This window comes from Nocardia sp. NPDC058058 (assembly GCF_042885355.1).
Classification (GTDB): domain Bacteria; phylum Actinomycetota; class Actinomycetes; order Mycobacteriales; family Mycobacteriaceae; genus Nocardia.
This window is the reverse complement of record NZ_JBHVSA010000001.1, coordinates 797,577-816,559: the sequence shown is the minus strand read 5'-3', so window position 1 is coordinate 816,559 and position 18,983 is coordinate 797,577. Positions and strand designations below refer to the sequence as shown.

General features: G+C 67.4%; 20 protein-coding genes. 9 read left to right on the top strand and 11 right to left on the bottom strand.

Going from position 1 to position 18,983, the window contains the following annotated elements; translation table 11 throughout:
• Positions 1–25: 25 nt before the first annotated feature.
• Both ACFVUS_RS03675 and ACFVUS_RS03670 read right to left on the bottom strand, forming a co-directional pair.
• Positions 26–688 (bottom strand): response regulator, encoded by a 663-nt coding sequence (locus ACFVUS_RS03675; protein ID WP_376061145.1) that lies wholly within the window; start codon positions 686–688, stop codon positions 26–28.
• Between the two features lie 43 nt (positions 689–731).
• Positions 732–1,949 carry a sensor histidine kinase gene (locus ACFVUS_RS03670; RefSeq protein WP_387761606.1) on the bottom strand — a complete coding sequence of 406 codons (1,218 nt, stop codon included), beginning with the start codon at positions 1,947–1,949 and terminating at the stop codon, positions 732–734.
• A 60-nt stretch (positions 1,950–2,009) separates the two neighbouring features.
• Here ACFVUS_RS03670 and ACFVUS_RS03665 point away from each other — a divergent pair, with 60 nt between their 5' ends.
• Positions 2,010–2,777 (top strand): TSUP family transporter, encoded by a 768-nt coding sequence (locus ACFVUS_RS03665; RefSeq protein ID WP_387765383.1) that lies wholly within the window; start codon positions 2,010–2,012, stop codon positions 2,775–2,777.
• A gap of 31 nt (positions 2,778–2,808) precedes the next feature.
• Here ACFVUS_RS03665 and ACFVUS_RS03660 read toward each other — a convergent pair whose 3' ends face one another.
• Positions 2,809–3,438 (bottom strand): TetR family transcriptional regulator, encoded by a 630-nt coding sequence (locus ACFVUS_RS03660; RefSeq protein ID WP_387761605.1) that lies wholly within the window; start codon positions 3,436–3,438, stop codon positions 2,809–2,811.
• 162 nt (positions 3,439–3,600) lie between these two features.
• Between ACFVUS_RS03660 and ACFVUS_RS03655 the strand changes: the two genes are divergently transcribed.
• Positions 3,601–4,563 carry an alpha/beta fold hydrolase gene (locus tag ACFVUS_RS03655; protein WP_387761604.1) on the top strand — a complete coding sequence of 321 codons (963 nt, stop codon included), beginning with the start codon at positions 3,601–3,603 and terminating at the stop codon, positions 4,561–4,563.
• On the opposite strand, the gene ACFVUS_RS03650 is transcribed toward ACFVUS_RS03655, so the two are convergent.
• Positions 4,534–5,616: a TetR/AcrR family transcriptional regulator gene (locus ACFVUS_RS03650; RefSeq protein WP_387761603.1), complete on the bottom strand. Its 1,083-nt coding sequence runs from the start codon at positions 5,614–5,616 to the stop codon at positions 4,534–4,536. The genes ACFVUS_RS03655 and ACFVUS_RS03650 overlap by 30 nt on opposite strands.
• A gap of 187 nt (positions 5,617–5,803) precedes the next feature.
• On the opposite strand from ACFVUS_RS03650, the gene ACFVUS_RS03645 reads away from it, so the two are divergent.
• The 5 genes from ACFVUS_RS03645 (at position 5,804) to ACFVUS_RS03625 (ending at position 11,553) form a co-directional block, all read left to right on the top strand.
• The gene (locus ACFVUS_RS03645) at positions 5,804–7,330 is read left to right on the top strand and encodes a TldD/PmbA family protein (RefSeq protein WP_387761602.1); all 1,527 of its coding nucleotides are present in this window, start codon (positions 5,804–5,806) and stop codon (positions 7,328–7,330) included.
• Between the two features lie 81 nt (positions 7,331–7,411).
• Positions 7,412–8,746, top strand: a complete 1,335-nt coding sequence (locus ACFVUS_RS03640; RefSeq protein ID WP_387765382.1) for a metallopeptidase TldD-related protein — start codon at positions 7,412–7,414, stop codon at positions 8,744–8,746.
• 6 nt (positions 8,747–8,752) lie between these two features.
• A complete protein-coding gene (locus ACFVUS_RS03635; protein WP_387761601.1) occupies positions 8,753–9,271 on the top strand; it encodes a hypothetical protein in 519 nt (172 codons plus the stop codon).
• A gap of 157 nt (positions 9,272–9,428) precedes the next feature.
• Positions 9,429–10,244, top strand: coding sequence for an alpha/beta fold hydrolase (locus ACFVUS_RS03630; protein ID WP_387761600.1), 816 nt, complete (start codon positions 9,429–9,431; stop codon positions 10,242–10,244).
• A 196-nt stretch (positions 10,245–10,440) separates the two neighbouring features.
• Positions 10,441–11,553 carry a S1C family serine protease gene (locus tag ACFVUS_RS03625; RefSeq protein WP_387761599.1) on the top strand — a complete coding sequence of 371 codons (1,113 nt, stop codon included), beginning with the start codon at positions 10,441–10,443 and terminating at the stop codon, positions 11,551–11,553.
• On the opposite strand, the gene ACFVUS_RS03620 is transcribed toward ACFVUS_RS03625, so the two are convergent.
• Complete coding sequence (locus ACFVUS_RS03620) at positions 11,550–11,825, bottom strand: helix-turn-helix transcriptional regulator (protein WP_387761598.1); 276 nt, start codon at positions 11,823–11,825, stop codon at positions 11,550–11,552. The two genes, ACFVUS_RS03625 and ACFVUS_RS03620, sit on opposite strands and share 4 nt — an antisense overlap.
• A gap of 77 nt (positions 11,826–11,902) precedes the next feature.
• Between ACFVUS_RS03620 and map the strand changes: the two genes are divergently transcribed.
• Both map and ACFVUS_RS03610 read left to right on the top strand, forming a co-directional pair.
• A complete protein-coding gene (map, locus tag ACFVUS_RS03615) occupies positions 11,903–12,667 on the top strand; it encodes a type I methionyl aminopeptidase (protein WP_387761597.1) in 765 nt (254 codons plus the stop codon).
• Between the two features lie 84 nt (positions 12,668–12,751).
• Positions 12,752–14,068: a hypothetical protein gene (locus ACFVUS_RS03610; protein ID WP_387761596.1), complete on the top strand. Its 1,317-nt coding sequence runs from the start codon at positions 12,752–12,754 to the stop codon at positions 14,066–14,068.
• Here ACFVUS_RS03610 and ACFVUS_RS03605 read toward each other — a convergent pair.
• The 6 genes from ACFVUS_RS03605 to ACFVUS_RS03580 all read right to left on the bottom strand — a co-directional run bounded on the left by ACFVUS_RS03605 (position 14,065) and on the right by ACFVUS_RS03580 (position 18,970).
• Positions 14,065–15,255, bottom strand: a complete 1,191-nt coding sequence (locus tag ACFVUS_RS03605; protein WP_387761595.1) for a TetR/AcrR family transcriptional regulator — start codon at positions 15,253–15,255, stop codon at positions 14,065–14,067. The two genes, ACFVUS_RS03610 and ACFVUS_RS03605, sit on opposite strands and share 4 nt — an antisense overlap.
• A gap of 51 nt (positions 15,256–15,306) precedes the next feature.
• Complete coding sequence (locus ACFVUS_RS03600) at positions 15,307–16,137, bottom strand: SDR family NAD(P)-dependent oxidoreductase (RefSeq protein WP_387761594.1); 831 nt, start codon at positions 16,135–16,137, stop codon at positions 15,307–15,309.
• A gap of 32 nt (positions 16,138–16,169) precedes the next feature.
• Positions 16,170–16,580: a MaoC/PaaZ C-terminal domain-containing protein gene (locus ACFVUS_RS03595; RefSeq protein ID WP_387761593.1), complete on the bottom strand. Its 411-nt coding sequence runs from the start codon at positions 16,578–16,580 to the stop codon at positions 16,170–16,172.
• Positions 16,577–17,035, bottom strand: a complete 459-nt coding sequence (locus ACFVUS_RS03590) for a MaoC family dehydratase N-terminal domain-containing protein (protein ID WP_387761592.1) — start codon at positions 17,033–17,035, stop codon at positions 16,577–16,579. Before ACFVUS_RS03590 ends, ACFVUS_RS03595 begins: the two co-directional genes overlap by 4 nt.
• Before the next feature lie 2 nt (positions 17,036–17,037).
• The gene (locus ACFVUS_RS03585; protein ID WP_387761591.1) at positions 17,038–18,225 is read right to left on the bottom strand and encodes a lipid-transfer protein; all 1,188 of its coding nucleotides are present in this window, start codon (positions 18,223–18,225) and stop codon (positions 17,038–17,040) included.
• A 121-nt stretch (positions 18,226–18,346) separates the two neighbouring features.
• Positions 18,347–18,970 carry a TetR family transcriptional regulator gene (locus tag ACFVUS_RS03580; RefSeq protein ID WP_387761590.1) on the bottom strand — a complete coding sequence of 208 codons (624 nt, stop codon included), beginning with the start codon at positions 18,968–18,970 and terminating at the stop codon, positions 18,347–18,349.
• Positions 18,971–18,983 lie beyond the last annotated feature (13 nt).

Below are 18,983 nucleotides of genomic sequence, written 5' to 3'. Positions count from 1 at the left end.
ATCAGGGTGTATGCGCAAGCCCCGGTCAGGCGTTGCCCGGGCGGACCAGTCCGGTTTCGTAGGCCAGCACCACCGCCTGCACGCGATCGCGCAGGTTGAGTTTGGTGAGCACCCGACCGACATGGGTTTTGACGGTCGCCTCGGACAGGAACAGGGCACCGGCGATCTCGGCATTGGAGCGGCCGACGGCGATGTGCTCGAGCACCTCGCGTTCGCGGGCGGTGAGCACATCGAGGATGGCGGGGTCGCGCCCGGCGGCCGGATCATCGGCGATGAGACGGTCCAGCAGGCGTTTGGTGACCTTCGGCGAAACCACCGCATCACCGGCGGCGACACTGCGAATGGCCGAGATGAGGTCCTCGGGCGGGGTGTCCTTCAACAGGAATCCGCTGGCCCCGGCGCGCAGCGCACCCAGCGCGTGCTCATCCAGGTCGAAGGTGGTCATCACCAGAACGCGGCTGCCACAACCGGATTCGATGATCTTGCCGGTGGCGGTGACACCGTCGGTGATGGGCATGCGCACATCCATGAGCACCACATCCGGGCGCAGTTCGGCGGTGCGGGAGATGGCGGTGGCCCCGTTATCGGCCTCCCCTACCACCTCTATATCCGGGTGAGCGCCCAGCACCATCTTCAAGCCCGCGCGCATGAGTTCCTGGTCGTCCACTACGAGAACGGTGATCGGCACATCCTCCAATCTATCGGTACGGCGCGCGGACCGGCCTCGGCGGCTAGTCCGGGACGGCCCGGAACAGCGGGATCGTGGCGTGCACCGCCCAGCCGCCATTGCCGGTGCGGCCGACGGTGAGGGTGCCGCCGAGCACCGCGATGCGTTCGCGCATGCCGACCAGGCCGAGGCCGCTGCCGGGAATCAGGCTCGCGGGCGCGGTGATCCGGGTGGGCAGCGCTTCCCCGCATTTGCCGTGCGCACGGGCGGTCGGCGCACCGCCGGAGTCGACGATGTCCAGCAGCACATCGTTCTCGGCGCGTTCTATGCGGACTTCGGCGCGCGGATCGGGACCGGCGTGCCGCAGGGTGTTGGTGAGCGATTCCTGCACGATGCGGTGAATGCCGAGGCTGACTTCCGGTGTGACGGTATCGATTTCGCCGCACAGTTCGAGCGAGACATCCAGTCCGGTATCGCGCATCATCTGCACCACCTTGGCGATGCCCGCGGTGCCGTGCTGCGGAAGTTCTTCCGGCGCATGCTCGATGCGCAGCAGCTCCACGGTGCGCCGCAACTCGCGCAGCGCGTCGCGGCCGGTTCCGGCGATGGTCGTCATGGCCTTCTCGGCCAGATCGGGATTGTCCCGCAACGCGAATCGTGCCCCGTCGGCCTGCACGATGATCACGCTCACCGCGTGCGCGACGACATCGTGCAGTTCGCGGGCGATGCGCGTGCGCTCGGCGGCGACGGCATCGTGTGCGCGCCTCTCCCTGTCATAGTCGGCAACCGCCAAACGCGCGGCCACCTCGGCGTCATAGGCGTGCCGCGCGCCGACGAATTCGGCGAAGGTCCAGCACAGCGCGTAATACAGCGCCGTGAACGCCAGATCGCCGCCCTCGGGTTTGCCGATCAACAGAAAGGAGAGCGTGCCGTCGAACACCAGCAGCGCCAGATACCACAGCCCGTCGCGCCGACCCACATACGCGACCAGCGTGTACAGCATCACCCCGAGCCCCAGCAGCGCCGGATGCACCGACGAATCATCCCCGGCCCAATGCGTGATCGTGGTGCTCGTGGAAATCAACACCAGCACCACCGCCGCCCCGCGCGGATAGGTCCGCCGGAAAACGATCGGCACCACCAGCAACACACCCAGCACCAGGTACGCGACCTTATTCCTGGCCTCCCCCACCGCCAGCACATCCAAGGTCAGCAGCACCAGGGCCAGGATGGAATCGGAGATGAGCGGCTTACCTCGCAGCCACAGACTGAACCGGCGCACCCCCACACCCTAGAGGTAGGCGGTTTGCTCGCGGTTCACGAAGTCTGGTTGGGTTTCGGGGTGGGTGTTGCGGACTGGGCGGTATTGCTGACGGCGGCTACGGCCGCGGGGTGGGTCGATGCCGTGGTCGGGGGCGGCGGGTTGATCGTGTTGCCGACGCTGTTCGTGGTGCTGCCGGGGCTCGCGCCGCAGACGGCGTTGGGCACCAATAAGATTGCGGCGTTCTCGGGGACCACGGCCGCGGTGATCACGTTCGCGCGCAAGGTGCCGATGCGGTGGAAGCTGCTGGTTCCGGGGGCGGTGATCGCGGCGGTCGCGGCCGCCTGCGGTTCGGCGCTGGTGGCGCTGATCGATCGCAAGTACTTCATTCCGATCGTCATGGTGGTGCTGATCGGTGTGGCCATCTTCGTGACGATTCGCCCGTCGGTGGGTGTCACGATGGCCACGCATCCCCCGACTCGACGCAAGACCCTGCTGGTGGTGGGCTTGGCCGCCGGTCTCATCGGCCTCTACGACGGTGTGCTCGGGCCGGGTACCGGGACCTTTCTGATCATCACCTTCGCCACGCTGCTGGGCACCGAGTTCGTGCGGGCGGCGGCCATGGCCAAGGTGATCAACTGCGGTTCCAATCTCGGCTCGCTGATCTTCCTGGCGGCCACCGGTCATGTCCTGTGGGCGCTGGGCCTGTCCATGGCGGTCGCGAATGTGGCGGGCTCCATTGTGGGTTCGCGCATGGCCCTGGCCAAGGGTGCGGGCTTCGTGCGCATCGTGCTGTTGGTCGTGGTGGTGGCGATGGTGCTGCGCCTGGGCTGGCAGCAGTTCGGCTGATCGGTCACCGCGCGGCCTGGCAGTCGAGGGGCTAATCCAGTACCGCGCCAACGGCTTTGATCAGCAACGCGGTGGCTTCGCGCAGCACGTCCGCCAGCGGTTCGCTGTACTCGTTCGCGGCCCAGTGGTCGACCGCGGCCAGATACCCCCAGGCGGCCTGCGCGGCGGCATAACGCACCGTCAGATCGTTGTCCTCGCGTCCGAGCCGCGCCGCGAGCAGGCGGCGGATCTGCGCTTCCAGGCCGTGGATCTGCTGTAGCTCCCCCGTGCGCACCTCGGGTTCGGAGGTCATCAGCCGCACACGCCGTTCGATCCGGCGCTCATCGCCCGAATCCAGCAGTGCCGCAAGCACAATCGGCGCCGCGACCTGTACCGCCGCCAGCAATTCGGCCGGTGTGCTCACCCCGGCGTCGGCGGTCAGCAATGCCAGACCCTGGGTATCGACGTGATCCCAGACCACCAACTGTTCCTTGGTCCCGAAGTACCGATAGATCGTGCTGGCCGACACTCCCGCCGCCGCGGCGACCTGTTCCACCGACACCTTGCGATACCCGTCGGATTCGAACAACCCCAGTGCCACGTCCTGAATCTCCAGCATCGCCTGGATCTTCCTGCGCTCGAGCAGGCCGGGTTGCTGCGGTTGACGGGCGGGTTCGGGCATTCCGAAACGATACGTGACCCCGGGACCACAGCCTGACAGTGACTTGCAGGTCTATCCGAGCAGCGCTAGCCTCTGAAAGTCACTTGCAGTCAGCATGTGACGTTCAGCCGGTTGCCCGAATCGTGGTAACCGGCACTAGGGCAGGAGCCAGGGGTGGGCGCGATGTCGACGATCAACGATGAATCAGTCCGGGGCGGTTACACATTCGCCGAATCCGAAGCAGCACGATCCGATCTGGTGGTGAACGGCCGCCGAATCGCGTTCACCGACACCGGTTCCGGACCGCGGGTATGCGTCCTGATCCACGGCCTCGGCGGCTGCCGAAGACATTGGGCCGCCACCATCCCCGCGCTGGCCCGCACCCACCGCGTCATCGCCGTCGACCTCCCCGGTTTCGGCGATTCCGAACTGCCGCGCACCTCGACGATCGCCAACGCCGTGACCGTCATCGACGCACTCCGATCCCACTGCGACGCCGACCGCATCGACCTGATCGGCCATTCCATGGGCACCCTGGTGGCCTGCGAAACAGCAACCCGCCTACCGAATCACATAAACCGCATCGTGCTGGCGGGCGGCCCGATCACCTCGGTCCTATCCCTCTTCGCCACCCCGATCACCACCCTGCGCCGCGACCCCCACCTCGCGAACTTCCTCATCGAGGCCGCGACCGCCGGACTACCGCTACCCCGGGCAGCGCAGTCGCTCATCACCCGAACCCCGTGGGCCAGAAGACTGGCCCTGGCCCCCTACGTCCCGAATCCGGAAGCCATATCCGAGGAAATGTTCGGCCACTTCCTCTCCGGTATCGGCGCCCCCGGCACCCTGGCCACCCTCCGCCAGGGATTCGGCTACGACTTCACCCCGGCACTGGCCCTCGCCCGGCCAACACTGCTGATCGGTGGCGCACTGGATCGCATCGCCCCGGCGCGCGACCTACACCGCTTCGCAGCCGCCACCCCGGCCGTCGATCAGGTCCACATCCTCCCCGACACCGGCCACCTGCCCATGCTCGAACAACCAGCCGCGTTCAACCGCCTGATCACCGAATTCCTCACGGCCGAGGACGAATACGACCACATCGGAGCGAACGGGTCAGACGAAGGCGTTTTCGCGGAAACGTAGGTCGCCTGCCGGTTCGGGGTCCGGGTCGGATGCGGAAGAGTTGCCGCGCCAGGAGGATTCGCCGCCATTGGATTCGGGCACGGGGGTGGGGTCGGGGGTACCGCAGGATCCGGTGGGCAGCTGGTGCACCGGATCCGGGGTGACGCGGCGCAGGGTTGCCGCGCCGAGGTGACGGACCGGGAGGTCGGTGCGGCGGACCGGTTCCGTCGTCGGGTAGGCGGGGCGGAGTGGCGCGGTGGTGGGATTGACCGGGCGATCGGGCTCCGGCACCGCCTGAACCGGGCGGACGGACTCCAGTGCCGGAGTGGTGGGGCGGGAGTCGTCGCGGCGATGACCGGGCTGCGGCGACCGCGCGATATCCGCGCGCGGTGCGGCGGCCATGGCAAGTGTATGACTCGCATCGGGGTCGGCGCTGGCGATGGAAGCCGGGGCGGGCGCGGTGAGCCAGGGAGCCAGCACTTTCGAGGTGGTCTCCTGGATCTTGCGTTGCAGCTCTTCGGGATCGGAGATGGCGCTGGTCTGGAACAGCACGGTCAGGGCACCCGAGACCGCACCGACCACCGCGCCGACCAGGGCCGCGGCACCGACCTCGTCGAGTTCGTCGGGGAACGCGGTGCGCAGTTGCTTGGCGATTTCCTGCTGCGCCGAGAGTTGGGCGTAGGCGGCGCGGCCCGAGACGGCGGGGACGGTGCGCGAGACCTGGGCTCGGACAACGGCTATGCGGGCGGCGAGGGTGTCGCCGAGATGGTCGCCGGGGTTGTCGCCGGCCGCGCGTAGGGCGCGTAGCAGGACCTCGACGGGGCGTTCCTCGGGACGGCGGGCGGCGATGGCGCGGGCGGCCGCGCTCACCCGTTCGTCGGGTTCGGGAAAGAGGAGTTCCTCTTTGCTGGCGAAGTAGTTGAAGAACGTCCGGGTGCCGACTTCGGCGGCGGCGGCGATATCGGCGACGGTGGTCGCCTCATAACCTCTGCTTTCGAACAATTCGACGGCGGCCTCGTAGAGGGCACGGCGGGTGCGTTCTCGTTTGCGGTCGCGGAGCGCTGATGGCGGCACGCGGGCAGACGCTACGCCATCGCGACCGAAAAACCCGGTATGTACTGGCCTTGTCGCCCGCGTTTCATGCTGTGCTTCTTCACACTCCGTGCATTGTTGCAGCGTGTGCACGTTTGCAGAGTGTGAACTTCATTGTGTCCCAGTGTGTTGTTGAAGCGCCGGTACGCGACCCTCTAGCGTGGTGCGGGTGAGCATCGCAACCAAGGTCGTGGATCCCGAGTTCCGCGCACTGCCGCTGACCGCGCTCGCCGATGCCGCTCTGACGGCGGCGCGAGCGGCCGGAGCGGAGTACGCGGACCTGCGAGTGCATCGACTCACCCAGCAGAGCATCCGGTTACGCGACGGGCGCGTCGAATCCGTGCGCGACAGTACCGATCTCGGTTTCGCGGTGCGCGTGATCGTCGACGGCACGTGGGGTTTCGCCTCGCACGCGGATCTCACGCCCGAGTCGGCGGTACAGGTGGCGCGGCGCGCCGTCACGGTTGCCAGCACTTTGCGGGGCTTGAATCGCGAGCGTGTCGAGCTCGCCGACGAGCCGCGTTATGACGGCGTGGAGTACATCTCCGAATACGACATCGATCCGTTCACGGTGCCGACACCGGACAAAGTCGCACTGCTGCTGGACTATTCGGAGCGTCTCAAAGCCGCCGACGGCGTGGATCACGTGACGGCGACTGTATTGCAGGTGAAGGAGCAGACCTTCTACGCCGACACGTTCGGGTCCCGCATCACCCAGCAGCGTGTCCGCCTGCATCCGGAGATCGAGGCCATCACCGTCGATCCGTCGGCGGGCGTGTTCGAAACCATGCGCACCCTCGCCGCCCCGGCGGGTCGCGGCTGGGAGTACGTCACCGGCGCGGACGGAACCTGGGACTGGAACAGCGAACTCGCGCAGATCCCGGGGTGGCTGGCCGAGAAGGTCAAGGCCCCGACCGTCACCGCCGGTCCCACCGATCTGGTCATCGATCCCACCAACCTGTGGCTGACCATTCACGAATCCATCGGCCACGCCACCGAATACGACCGCGCCATCGGCTACGAATCCGCCTACGCCGGAACCTCCTTCGCCACCCCCGACAAACTCGGCACGCTGAAGTACGGCACCCCGATCATGCATGTCACCGGTGACCGCACCCAGCGGCACGGCCTGGCCAGCGTCGGCTGGGATGACGAGGGCGTCGCGGGACAGCAGTGGGATCTGGTGCGCGAGGGCACCCTGGTCGGCTATCAACTCGACCGCGTCTTCGCGCCCCGCCTGGGCCTGGAGCGTTCCAACGGCTGCTCGTATGCCGATTCGGCACACCATGTTCCGATCCAGCGCATGGCGAACGTGTCACTGCAACCCGATCCAGAACGCGACACCACCACCGCCGAACTCATCTCCCGCGTCGAGAACGGCATCTATATCGTCGGCGACAAGTCCTGGTCGATCGATATGCAGCGCTACAACTTTCAGTTCACCGGCCAGCGGTTCTTCCGCATCCGCAATGGCGAATTGGCCGGGCAGCTGCGCGATGTCGCGTATCAGGCCACCACCACCGACTTCTGGGGTTCGATGGAAGCGGTCGGCGGACCCTCCACCTGGGTACTGGGTGGTGCGTTCAATTGCGGTAAGGCCCAGCCCGGTCAGGTGGCGGCGGTCTCGCACGGTTGCCCGTCGGTGCTGGTGCGCGGGGTCAATATTCTCAATACCCGCGCCGAAGCCGGACAGTAGGAAAGGACCGACACGGTGAGTGTGCTCCCCGCCCCCGAGGTCGTCGAACGCGCGCTGCGGTCCTCGCGCGCCGATGAGGCCATGGTGATCGTCACCGACGCGCATGAGGCGTCGCTGCGCTGGGCCGGAAATTCCATGACCACCAATGGTTCCTCGATAGCGCGGGACTGGGCGGTGGTCTCGATCTTCCGGGATGACGCCGGTGCGCGCGTCGGCAGCGTGAGTTCCACGAGTGTGGACCCGGCAGATATCGAGGCCGTGGTGCGCGCGAGTGAGGAGGCCGCGCGCACCGCCGAACCCGCGCGCGATGCCATGCCGCTGCTGGATCCGCAGATCGTGGATCACGCGACCCTGGACGCCATGCTGGATTGGGAGGGTGAGCCCGGCAGCACCGATATCTCGGCCTTCGCCGAACTGGCCCGCGATCTCGCACCCGGCTTCGACGGCAGCGATCAGCTGTACGGCTTCGCCCATCATCAACTGCATTCCACCTGGCTGGGCACCTCGGCCGGGATTCGCAGGCGCTGGGTGCAGCCCACCGGATCGGTGGAGATCAATGGCAAGCGCGGCACCGGAACCGATCTGGCGAGCGCCTGGGTCGGTGCGGGCACCACGGATTTCGCGGACGTCGATGTGCCCGGACTGCTCGCCGAGCTGTCCCGGCGACTGGATTGGAGCAAGCGGCGGGTGGATCTGCCCGCCGGGCGCTACGAGACGCTGCTGCCGCCCTCGGCCGTCGCGGATCTGATGATCTATCTGGCCTGGACCATGGAGGGCCGCGGCGCGCACGAGGGCCATACCGCGTTCTCGCGGGCGGGCGGTACTCGAATCGGGGAGCGGCTCACCGATATTCCGCTCACCCTCTATTCGGATCCGAGCGCGGCCGGGCTGGAATACCGCCCCTTCGTCGCGACACCCGCGTCGTCGGAGTCGCTGTCGGTGTTCGACAACGGGCTCACCGCGCAGCGCGCGAACTGGATCCGCAAGGGCGTCATCGAGAATCTGGTGTACCCGCGCGCCACGGCGGCCGAATTCGATGCCACCGTCACGGTTCCCGGCGAGAATCTGCTCATGAGCGGCGGTGGCGACGCATCGCTCGCCGATATGATCGCGCGCACCGAGCGCGGGCTGTTGCTGACCTGCCTGTGGTACATCCGCGAGGTGGATCCGGCGACGCTGTTGCTCACCGGTCTCACTCGCGACGGGGTGTACCTGGTCGAGAACGGCGAGGTCACCGCCGCGGTCAATAACTTCCGCTTCAACGAATCACCGCTGGATCTGCTGCGCCGAGTCAGCGAAGCGGGCCGCAGCGAGATCACCCTGCCGCGCGAATGGAAGGACTGGTTCACCCGGACCTCCATGCCCGCCTTGCGAATTCCCGATTTCCACATGTCCTCGGTGAGCCAGGCGACGTAACCGGACGTGAGCCCTTCCTCGCGAATCGGTATGGGTGCGCGGACCGGCTGGTGGGCGGTTGTCGCGGGAATGACTGTGATCGGCGTGCTCGAAGCCGTGGTGTTGCACTTCCTCGCGACGGCGCTGTTGCCCGCGGTGGTGGCGCGCATCGTGGATGCGGTGGTGGGCGGGGCCACCGCGCTGCTGCTGATCGCGGTGGCGTCCCCGCTGTGGAGTGCGATCCGGGTGGATGCCGCCCGGGTGCGGGCGCGTTTCGGTTGGCTTGCGGCCGTGGATATTCCGCGTCGGGAGATCGATGCGGTCGAGTGCTTCCGGCCGCCGCCGCAGCGGCCCGCCGAACTCGGCCTGGATTTCGATCCGGAGTCGGGCCTGCTCTCGTTCCTGCGCTCCCCCGGTTCCCCCTTGGTGCGCATCGATTTTCGCGACGAGCTGCCCGCCCGCACCCACGGCATCCGCACGGTGCGTGCCCGCGCGGTACTGCTCAGCACCGCCGATGCGGAGCGTCTGCTCGCGGCACTGCGCTGATCCGCGACACGCCACAGCGCGGGTGACGCGCCCAGCGAACACGCCGCAGACGGCGAACACACGCCAAATCGGCTCGGCCACGCAATGATTCCTTCGGCTAGCTACCCGGCTGTACCGGCAATATCTCTTCCAGCGTTCGCACCAGAAGGACCGAACCATGAGCACCTCGACCGTGATCTCCAAGGACGGCACCGTCATCGCCTACGACAGGATCGGCGGCGGCCCGGCCGTCGTACTGGTCGACGGCGCGTTCTGCCACCGGGGCATGGGGCCCAGCGCCCCTGTGGCCAAGGAGCTTTCGGACAGCTACACCGTGTACACCTATGACCGGCGCGGACGCGGTGCGAGCGGGGACACCCAGCCGTACGATCCGGCCCGGGAGATAGAGGATCTCACCGCGGTGGCCGCCGAAGCCGGTGCGCCCGTGAGTATTTGCGCGTTCGCCTCCGGCGTCCCGCTCGCCCTGGAGGCGGTGCGGCACGGCCTGGCCGTCGACAAGCTCGGACTCTATGAATTCCCGCTGGTGACCGATGATTCGCGGACGCCGATCCCGGCCGACTATCAGCAGCGGCTGATCGATCTCATCGCGGCCGAAAAACGCGGTGCCGCAATCAGATACTTCATGCGCGCCGCCATCGGCGCACCCGCCCCGGTGACAGCGGTCTTTCCGCTCATGCCCGGCTGGTCCGGGCTCACCAAGACCGCCCACACCCTGCCCTATGACGCCCGCTTCCTCGATGACGCCCTGAACGGCAAACCCATCCCCGCCCATCGCTACGACTACATCACCGCCCCCACCGCGGTTTTCGCGGGATCCAAGAGCCCGCAGTGGATCCGCCACGGCAATACCGCACTGGCACAGGCCATTCCGGGCGCGTACTACGCCGAACTGCCGGGTCAGACCCGTCAGGTCAAGGCGAGGCTGTTCACCCCGACGTTGAAGACGTTCTTCGCGGCCAGGCCGACCCGCTAGTACGCCAGAACCGGTGCCCACCGCGTGCGGCGCTCCGATCCGGCCCCGGGGTGGATCGCGGCGCACACGCGGTGGCAGCAGCACCTGCCATTCGGCCGTCATCGCATTGCGCTAGCGGCGAACAGGGTGCCGAGACGCTCGCGCGCGGGCATCCTGGGAGCAGGCAACGTAATCATGTAATCGGGTGGTGATGACCATGGCCGACGACTCAGCCCTCTCCCCGACCGCGAGTTCGGACGGAACCGGGCAACCGAACTTCGACACGACAGGTTCTAGCGCGCCCCGGGCAGCGAACAAGGGCGACAATGGCGCAGCCCCAAGCTCGGACGACGGGGCCACCGGCAAAGGCGCGGCCACCGGCAAAGGCGGAACAGCCGATACCGGCGCGGCGGCGGAAGCCGCGGCGCTGGACGCGTATTCACGCACGGTGATCAGCGTGGCGCAGGCGGTGACGCCGCATGTGGCGAGCGTGCAAACCCGGCGCGGTGGCGGATCGGCCGTGGTCTACACCGATAACGGGTATCTGCTCACGAACGCACACGTGGTGGGCTCGGCCAAGAACGGGGTGGTCGTGTTCGCCGATGGCGTGGAATCCCGCTTCGATGTGATCGGGGTGGATCCGCTCTCGGATCTGGCGGTGTTGCGTGCTCGCGGTGGCGCACCCGCGGCCGTATCGATGGGTGATGCCGACAATCTCGTGGTCGGGCAGCTCGTAGTGGCGGTCGGCAGTCCGCTCGGCCTGGCCGGATCGGTGACGGCGGGTGTGGTGAGCGCGCTGGGCCGCTCGGTACCGGTGGGCAATGGCCGGGCCGCGCGGGTCATCGAGGATGTGATCCAGACCGACGCCGCGCTCAACCCCGGCAATTCCGGTGGCGCGCTGGCGGATTCGGCGGGCCGGGTGGTGGGCATCAATACCGCCGTGGCGGGAATCGGCCTGGGCCTGGCGATTCCGATCAATGTGACGACCCGCCGCATCATCACCACGCTGCAACACGAGGGCAAGGTGCGCCGCGCCTACCTGGGCATCGTCGGGGTACCGGCACCGCTACCGGACGCCGTCGCCGAACGCACCGGCCAGAACGCCGGACTGCGCATCGTGGAGGTGGTACGCGGCGGTCCCGCCGAACGCGCCGGTCTGCGGCGCGGCGATCTGGTGCTGAGCGTGGCCCGTCGCGAAGTCCGTGACGCCCAGGGCATTCAACGCCAACTCTTCGGCGATGCCATCGGCCGCACCCTGCCGGTGACGGTGCTGCGCAATGGCGCGATGGTCGACGTGATCGCCGTCCCGGTCGAATTGACCGTGGACTAGGAGGCGGTGAGTCGGGCCGCTGCCACGATGGCGGGCTGCCAGTTATCGGCCAGTTCCTCCAGGGAGATGCCGAGCGCGCGGCTCAGGGCGACCACGGTGCCGAAGGCGGGGGTGGGCATGCGGCCCGATTCGATCTTGCGCAGCGTCTCCGGGGAGATACCCGCGTCGACGGCCACCTCGACCAGATCCCGGTCGCCGCGCGCGGCCCGCAGCGCCGAGCCGAGCCGGCGACCGGCTTCTACCTGGGCCGGGGTCAAAGGGAGTCGTACCATGCCCGCCACCTTACGGTTGGTATAAAAATACCGCAACCCGCTATGGTCGGTATTAAAATACCAATCCGGAGGTTGTCATGGTGGAACTCAAATCCGCGGCGGAGATCGACCGCATGCGGGTAACCGGCGAATTCGTCGCGAACGTCCTGTCCGAACTACATGAGCGCGCACGACCGGGGGTCAATCTGCTCGATCTGGAAGCCCATGTGCGCGAGCGCATTCGAGAACGCGGCGCGGTGTCCTGCTACTGGGACTACTCGCCCTCGTTCGGGCGCGGCCCATTCCGCAATACCGTCTGCCTGTCGGTGAACGACGCGGTGCTGCACGGACTTCCGTTCGACTACACCCTCGCCGACGGTGACGTGCTGACGGCGGACCTCGCGGTCGGCATCGACGGCTGGGTCGCCGACTCCGCCGTCACGACCATCGTCGGCACCCCGGACGCGGCCGACGCCCGCCTGGTCCGCGCCACCGAGGAGGCCCTCGACGCCGCGATCTCCGTTGCGCTGCCGGGCAATCGGATCGGCGATATCTCCGCCGCCATCGGCGGTGTCGCCAAGTCCTACGGCTATCCGGTGAACACCGAATTCGGCGGCCACGGCCTGGGCCGCACCATGCACGAGGATCCGCACATCCCCAATACCGGCCGGGCGGGCCGCGGCTTCATCCTGCGCCCGGGCCTGACCATCGCCATCGAACCGTGGTTCGCCCGCAGCACCGACCGGATCGTCACCGATCCGGACGGCTGGACCATTCGCTCGGCCGACGGCTCCCGCACCGCGCATTCCGAACACACCATCGCCATCACCGAATCGGGGCCGCGCATCCTCACCACCGTCTGACATCCGGCCTGGTCCAGCGCCTTTCCGCAGGAACGACGGGGTGTCGCGCGGTGCGATGGGCAACCGGACAATACTCTCAGCGCCATGAGGACCCGGGTGCTCGTCGGAACGCTCGCCGCCACAGTCGTTCTTGTTGCCGCCTATGCCCCGATCTCCTACGCGGCACCGGTGGGCACCCTCGAGGACACCGTCGACACCGACGGTGACGGGCTGCCGGACAACTGGGAGAAGTACGGGCTCGATGCCGACGGTGACGGTATCGCCGATGTGGATCTGCCCGGTATGGGCGCGGACCCGAATCACAAGGACATCTTCATCGAGATGGACTACATGACGGGTAAGGAGCCCTCGGACGCGGTGCTGGACCGGATCACCCAGGTGTTCGCGACCAGCCCGGTCGTCAACCCTGATAAGAAAACCGGTATCGGCATCCATCTCGATCTCGGCACTCGCGGCGCGCCCATTCCGCCGCCGCGCCAGCCGTCCCGCGACGCCGATACCGGTTCGGCGAACTCACTGGCCTCCGGTTCGGCGAACGGTTCATCCAACGGCTCGTCCGGATCCGCCGCGAGCCCGGGCCCGCTGACCCCGAAAAACGAACCGGCACAGAGCAAATACGACCTCGGCGGCGGCAATCAGGTCCCCGCCGCCGAGGACCTCAACCCCATGCTCGCCGGACTGCAACAGTTGAAGGAACAGTACTTCGCGCCCGAACGCCAGCACGTCTTCCACTACATGGTCTGGGTCAACGGCTACGACGGCGGCTGTTCCAGCGGCAATTCACCACAGCTGCCCGGCGATACCTTCATCGTCGCCTTCAGCCCGGCGGCGGTGTGCAGTTGGGGACCGACCCCCACCGAGGATGAACTCGTCGGCACCTTCGTCCACGAGCTCGGCCACAATCTGGGCCTGCAGCACGGCGGCCACGACGGCATCAATTTCAAGCCCAATTACCTGAGCGTGCTGAACTATTCGTTCCAGACCGGCGGCGTCCCACGCGGTGACGGCACCAATTATTTCGGCTACTCCGCGCTCGCGCTACCGGACCTGAACGAGGATCACCTGGACGAATCGCAGGGTCTGGGCGAGGGCGCGGCGGGCTGGCGCACCTCCTACTACTGCCAGAAGTGGGCGCAGTGGATGGTCACCACCCAGCAGACCGCGGATAAGCGCATCGACTGGAACTGCGACGGCATCTTCGGACCGGCACCGGTCGCCACCTCGATCAACAAGGACGAGGTGCGCGGTGTGCTCACCACCCAGAACGATTGGACCGCACTGGTATACAACGGCGGCCTGATCGGTTCGGCGATCAAGTATCAGGGCCAGGTCGCGCCCGGCCCGGCCGAACTCGACAGCAGCACGGCGAAGGAGATCGCCGAGCACCGCCGCCCGCGCTAACCCCGCGCGGCGACGAGCAGCCCGGCACCGATCTCGGTGACCGCGCCGGCGATATCGGGAATCCGCTGCAAATGCGGTGTCGAGGCAATGTCATTGACCATGATCTGCGCGGCCTGCACCCGAATGCGGGCCGTCACCGGATCCAGCTCCGGATGCGATCGGCGCAGCAGATGCACCCATTCGGTGATGTACGCGCGCTGGGACAGTCGCGCCCGTTCCCGCTCCGCCTCGGGCAGATATTCCGCCTCGGACACCAGAGTCCGGATGAGATAAGGGTTTTCGAACGCGAACTCGCTGTAGCTGCCCAGCAGTCGCCGCAGCCCGTCGGCAGGATCCGACGCGGCGGCCAACGCGCGATGCATTCCCATGCGCAACCACTCGTCCCCGCGCACCATGGCGGCGGTGAGAATATCGGTCTTGCCCGGAAAGTGGTTGTACACACTGGGTCCGGCGATCCCGGCGGCCGCGCCGATATCATCGACGCTGACACCGGCGAACCCGCGCTCGGCGAACAGCCGCACGGATTCGGTGAGAATCGCCTCGCGCCGCGAATTGGCCGCCAGCGCAACCGGATCCGCGCGCAGACCCGAATCCGCCCGGAGCACCGGCACGGGAGCATCGACGACCACGGCGATGAGTTCGCGCAGCAGCGCGGTGAATTCGGGTTCCGGCAGCGAAAGACCGTGGAACGAAATGCTGTCCGCGACCGCCAGCGCACACCAGGCCAGCAGATCGGCCTGCGCGGCATCGAGTTCGGGTCGTTGCCGCCGCAGCACCTCCGCCAGCCGCACGCCGATCCGCCGGGCATCGGCCCGGAATTCCGCGCGATCGGCCTCGGACAGATGCCGGGCCTCACGCTGCCACAGCACCCCGACCTCGCGATGGGTGAGCGCGAACGCCGCGAGCGCGCCCGCGATATCGTGCGGCGGCTCCCCCATCTCCCCGATCGCGGCGTCGACCTTGGCCAGCGCCCCGCCGATCACCGTCGCCAGCAGCCCCTGTTTACCGCGGAAATGCCGGTACAGCGCCGAGGGGCCGATGGCGACCGCCTCGGCCACCTCACCCATGCCGATATTCTGGAATCCCTTGCGATAGAACAGATCCGCCGCCGCCGACACGATCAGCTCACGCCGGTTCGCCGGCCGGGTGCCACGGGCCGGACGGACCACGTCCGGCCCGTTCACCATTGCGTCTCCTTCGTACCGCCGGGTGGCGGCGATGTTCGCGTCCTGCGAATCCTAGATGTTGAACCCGCCGCCGCAGACCAGGGTCTGCCCGCTGACGTAGTCCGATTCGGGAATGCAGAACAGGTACACCGCACCGGCGGCCTCGGCGGGCGTGCCACCGCGACCCAGCGGCACCATCTGCTCCATCGCGGACAGCAGTCCGGGATTCACCCCGACCTTGATCTCCTTACCCTGCACATCGATGGTGCCGTCGCCGCCCGCGGGGGTTTCGGTGAGCCGGGTCTTGATCACACCGAACGCCACCGAGTTCACGGTGACGTTGTAGCGGCCCCATTCCTTGGAGATCGCCTTGGTCAGGCCGTTGACCCCGGCCTTGGCCGAGGAGTAGTTCGCCTGTCCGGCATTGCCGCCGGTGCCCGCGAGGCTGGAGATATTGACGACCTTGCGGCACGGCACGGGCTCCCCGGCCGCCTTGGCCTGCTTCACCGCCGCCGCGATGACCGGCTGGGCGGCGCGCAGAATCCGGAACGGAGCCTTGAGGTGGACATCGAGGATGGCGTCCCACTGCTCATCGGTCATCTTCTGGATGACCGAATCCCAGGTGTATCCGGCATTGTTCACGATGATGTCGAGCCCGCCGTAGCTGTCCACGGCGGTCTGTACGAAGCGCTCGGCGAACCCTTCCTCGGTGACGCTGCCCGCGCAGGCCACGGCCTGACCGCCCGCGGCCTCGATCGCCGCGACGGTCTCCTTGGCGGGTTCGGAGTCGAGATCGTTGACCACGACGCGCGCGCCCTCCGAGGCGAGCTTCAGCGCGATCTCACGGCCGATGCCGCGCCCCGAGCCGGAGACAATGGCGACCTTGCCATCAAGAGTTCCCATGGGAGACAAAACCTTTCGTTATGTGGTGGAGGTCAGAGGGCGACGACCGCGACACCGGTGAGGGTGACGGTGCCGTCGTCCAGCATGACGACGAGTTCGACGGTAGCGCGGCGTTCCCCATCGACGTCATCGATGGCGACGACCCGGCCGGTCGCGGTGGGCTTGCCCAGCACCGGGGTGATGGCGGCGAATCGCACGCCGTAGGAACGGATCGACGACTGCGCGACCCAGCCGGTCAGCAGTCGCCCCAGGTAGGCCATGGACAGCATGCCGTGTGCGAAAACATCTTCCAGCCCAGCGGATTTCGCCACATCCAGATCGATATGCATCGGGTTGTGATCCCCCGACGCGCCCGCGAACAGGGCGAGGGTGGTGCGCGAGATGGGCCGGATCCGCAGCGGCGGCAGTTCGGTGCCGACCTCGACGGGGTGCGTGAGGGTCATTTGCCTGCTCCCGGATTGCGGACCACGATAATCGATTTCAGCTCCGCCACCGCCGAACCGTCGGCCCGGGTGACGGCGGTTTCCTTCACGATGAATTCGAGCGCGCCACCCTTCTTGCTGTACACGTCGGTGATGCGCGGTGTCGCGGTCAGCACGTCACCGGCGACCGCCGCCGAGTGGTACACGAACGACTGTTCACCGTGCAGTACGAAGCGCAGATCCACGCCCGCCGCGGCCAGAAACGTGAAGGGGTCCGGGTTTTCGAGTTCGATGGAGAACAGGAAAGTCGGCGGTGCGGGCAGATCGCGGTAGCCCGCGGCCTTCGCGGCCTCGAGATCGGTGTAGACCGGATCGGTTTCGCCGATGGCCTTGGCGAAGAATCGCAGCCGACCGGCGTCGATGGTCAGAGTCGTTGCGGGCAGCTCGGTTCCGATGACCGCGGGATCGACAGCCATGCTCAGCTCACCTTCTCGTACAGCGTCACCACGGCCGCGCCGCCGAGGCCGATATTGTGCTGGAGCGCCAGTTGCACATCGCCCTCGACCTGTCGCGCCTCGGCCTGCCCGCGCAGCTGCCACACCAGTTCCGCGCACTGCGCCAGCCCGGTCGCGCCCAGCGGATGCCCCTTGGACAGCAGCCCACCCGAGGGATTGGTGACCACGCGACCGCCGTAGGTGTTGTCGCCGTCCTGGACGAACTTCTCCGCCGTCCCCTCCGCAGTGAGCCCGATCGCCTCGTAGGTGAGCAGCTCATTGGCGGTGAAGCAGTCGTGCAGTTCGACCACGCGCAGATCCTCGGGCGAGACCCCGGACGCCTCGTACACCTGCTGCGCGGCGGCCTTGGACATGTCGTAGCCGACGATCTTGGTCATATCGTTCTCGGTGAAGGTCGACGAGAAATCCGTCGCCATCGCCTGCGCCCGGATGATCACCGACGGGTCGATGCCGTTGGCCCGGGCGAATTCCTCGCTGACGATGACCGCGGCGGCCGCGCCACAGGTCGGCGGGCAGCACTGCAACCGGGTCAGCGGACCGTAGATATGCGGTGAGGCCAGCACCTCCTCCACGGTCACCGGATCCCGGAACACCGCGAACGGATTGTTCGCCGCGTGCCGGCGCGATTTCACCGAGATCTTGGCGAAGGTCTCCGGCGAGGTGCCGTACTTCTCCGCGTACTGCCGTCCCGCGCCGCCGAACATCTGTGCGGCGAAAGGAGATTCGTCGCGTTCCTGAATCTGATCCATCACCGCGTCGAACCGCGCGAACGGACTCGGCCGATCGGTGTAACCCATCGCGAGTGCACCGCGCTGCATCTGCTCGAAGCCGACCGCCAGCACCGCGTCCGCCACCCCGGACTCCACCGCCTGGCGCGCCAGGTACAGCGCCGAGGATCCGGTGGAGCAGTTGTTGTTCACATTGAGCACCGGGATCCCGGTCTGCCCGAGCCCGTAGACCACGGCCTGCCCGCAGGTCGAGTCGCCGTACACATATCCGGCGTAGGCCTGCTGGATCTTCGCGTACTCCACCCCGGCGTCGAGCAGCGCGGCCCGGGCCGCCTTCGTGCCCATCACGTCATAGGTCTCACTGCGACTGGGCGTGGTGAACGGGATCATCCCGACACCCGCCACGACGGCGCGTCTACTCATGCCATTCCCATTCCGTTGACTAACGCTGATTCACTTAGTGAATACCGTCGGCAAGACAACAGTCAAGAAGAAGTTTTTCCGCCCTGAACCCGACAGGGCGGCACTAGAGGCGATTCACATCTCAGCGATCGAGCAGTGCGGTGAGTTCTGCCCTGGTCGCGGGCCACGGATCCCGGCGCGGCTGGGCGGGGCGCGGCTGAATCGTCAGCGTGAGCGCGAGTCCGCGCATGGCGTCGAGCGCCACCGCGATGCGATGGGTCCATTCGGCACGCGGAAGATCCTCGGGGGCAACATCATCGGCGATCGCCGCGAAGGCCGCCGACAGCGCCGGTTCGAACGGGGCCAGCGCGGCGTAGAGCTCCGCATCATCCACCGCCGCGATCCACACCTTCACCCATACCGCGAACAACTCGCTGGTGAACGCGGTCCACAGCACATCGAGCAGGGCCGGGGTGCGCTGCCGCGGCCGGGCCGCGATCGCTGCGGCGGCAGCCGCGTGCAACTCCACCACCATGCGCCGCCCGACCTCGTCCAGCGCGGTGGTGATCAGATCGATCCGCACCGGGAAATGGTGCGCGATCGCCCCGAGCGAGACCCCGGCGATATCGGCGACCCGGCGCGTGGTGGTCGCCGGATAGCCGTGCGCGGCAAGGCTTTCGATGGTCGCCTCGATCAACCGGGCACGCATCTGATCACTGCGTTCGCGCTGGGCACTGGCGGTATTGCGGGTCGCGGCGGAAACCATGGCCCTCACTATA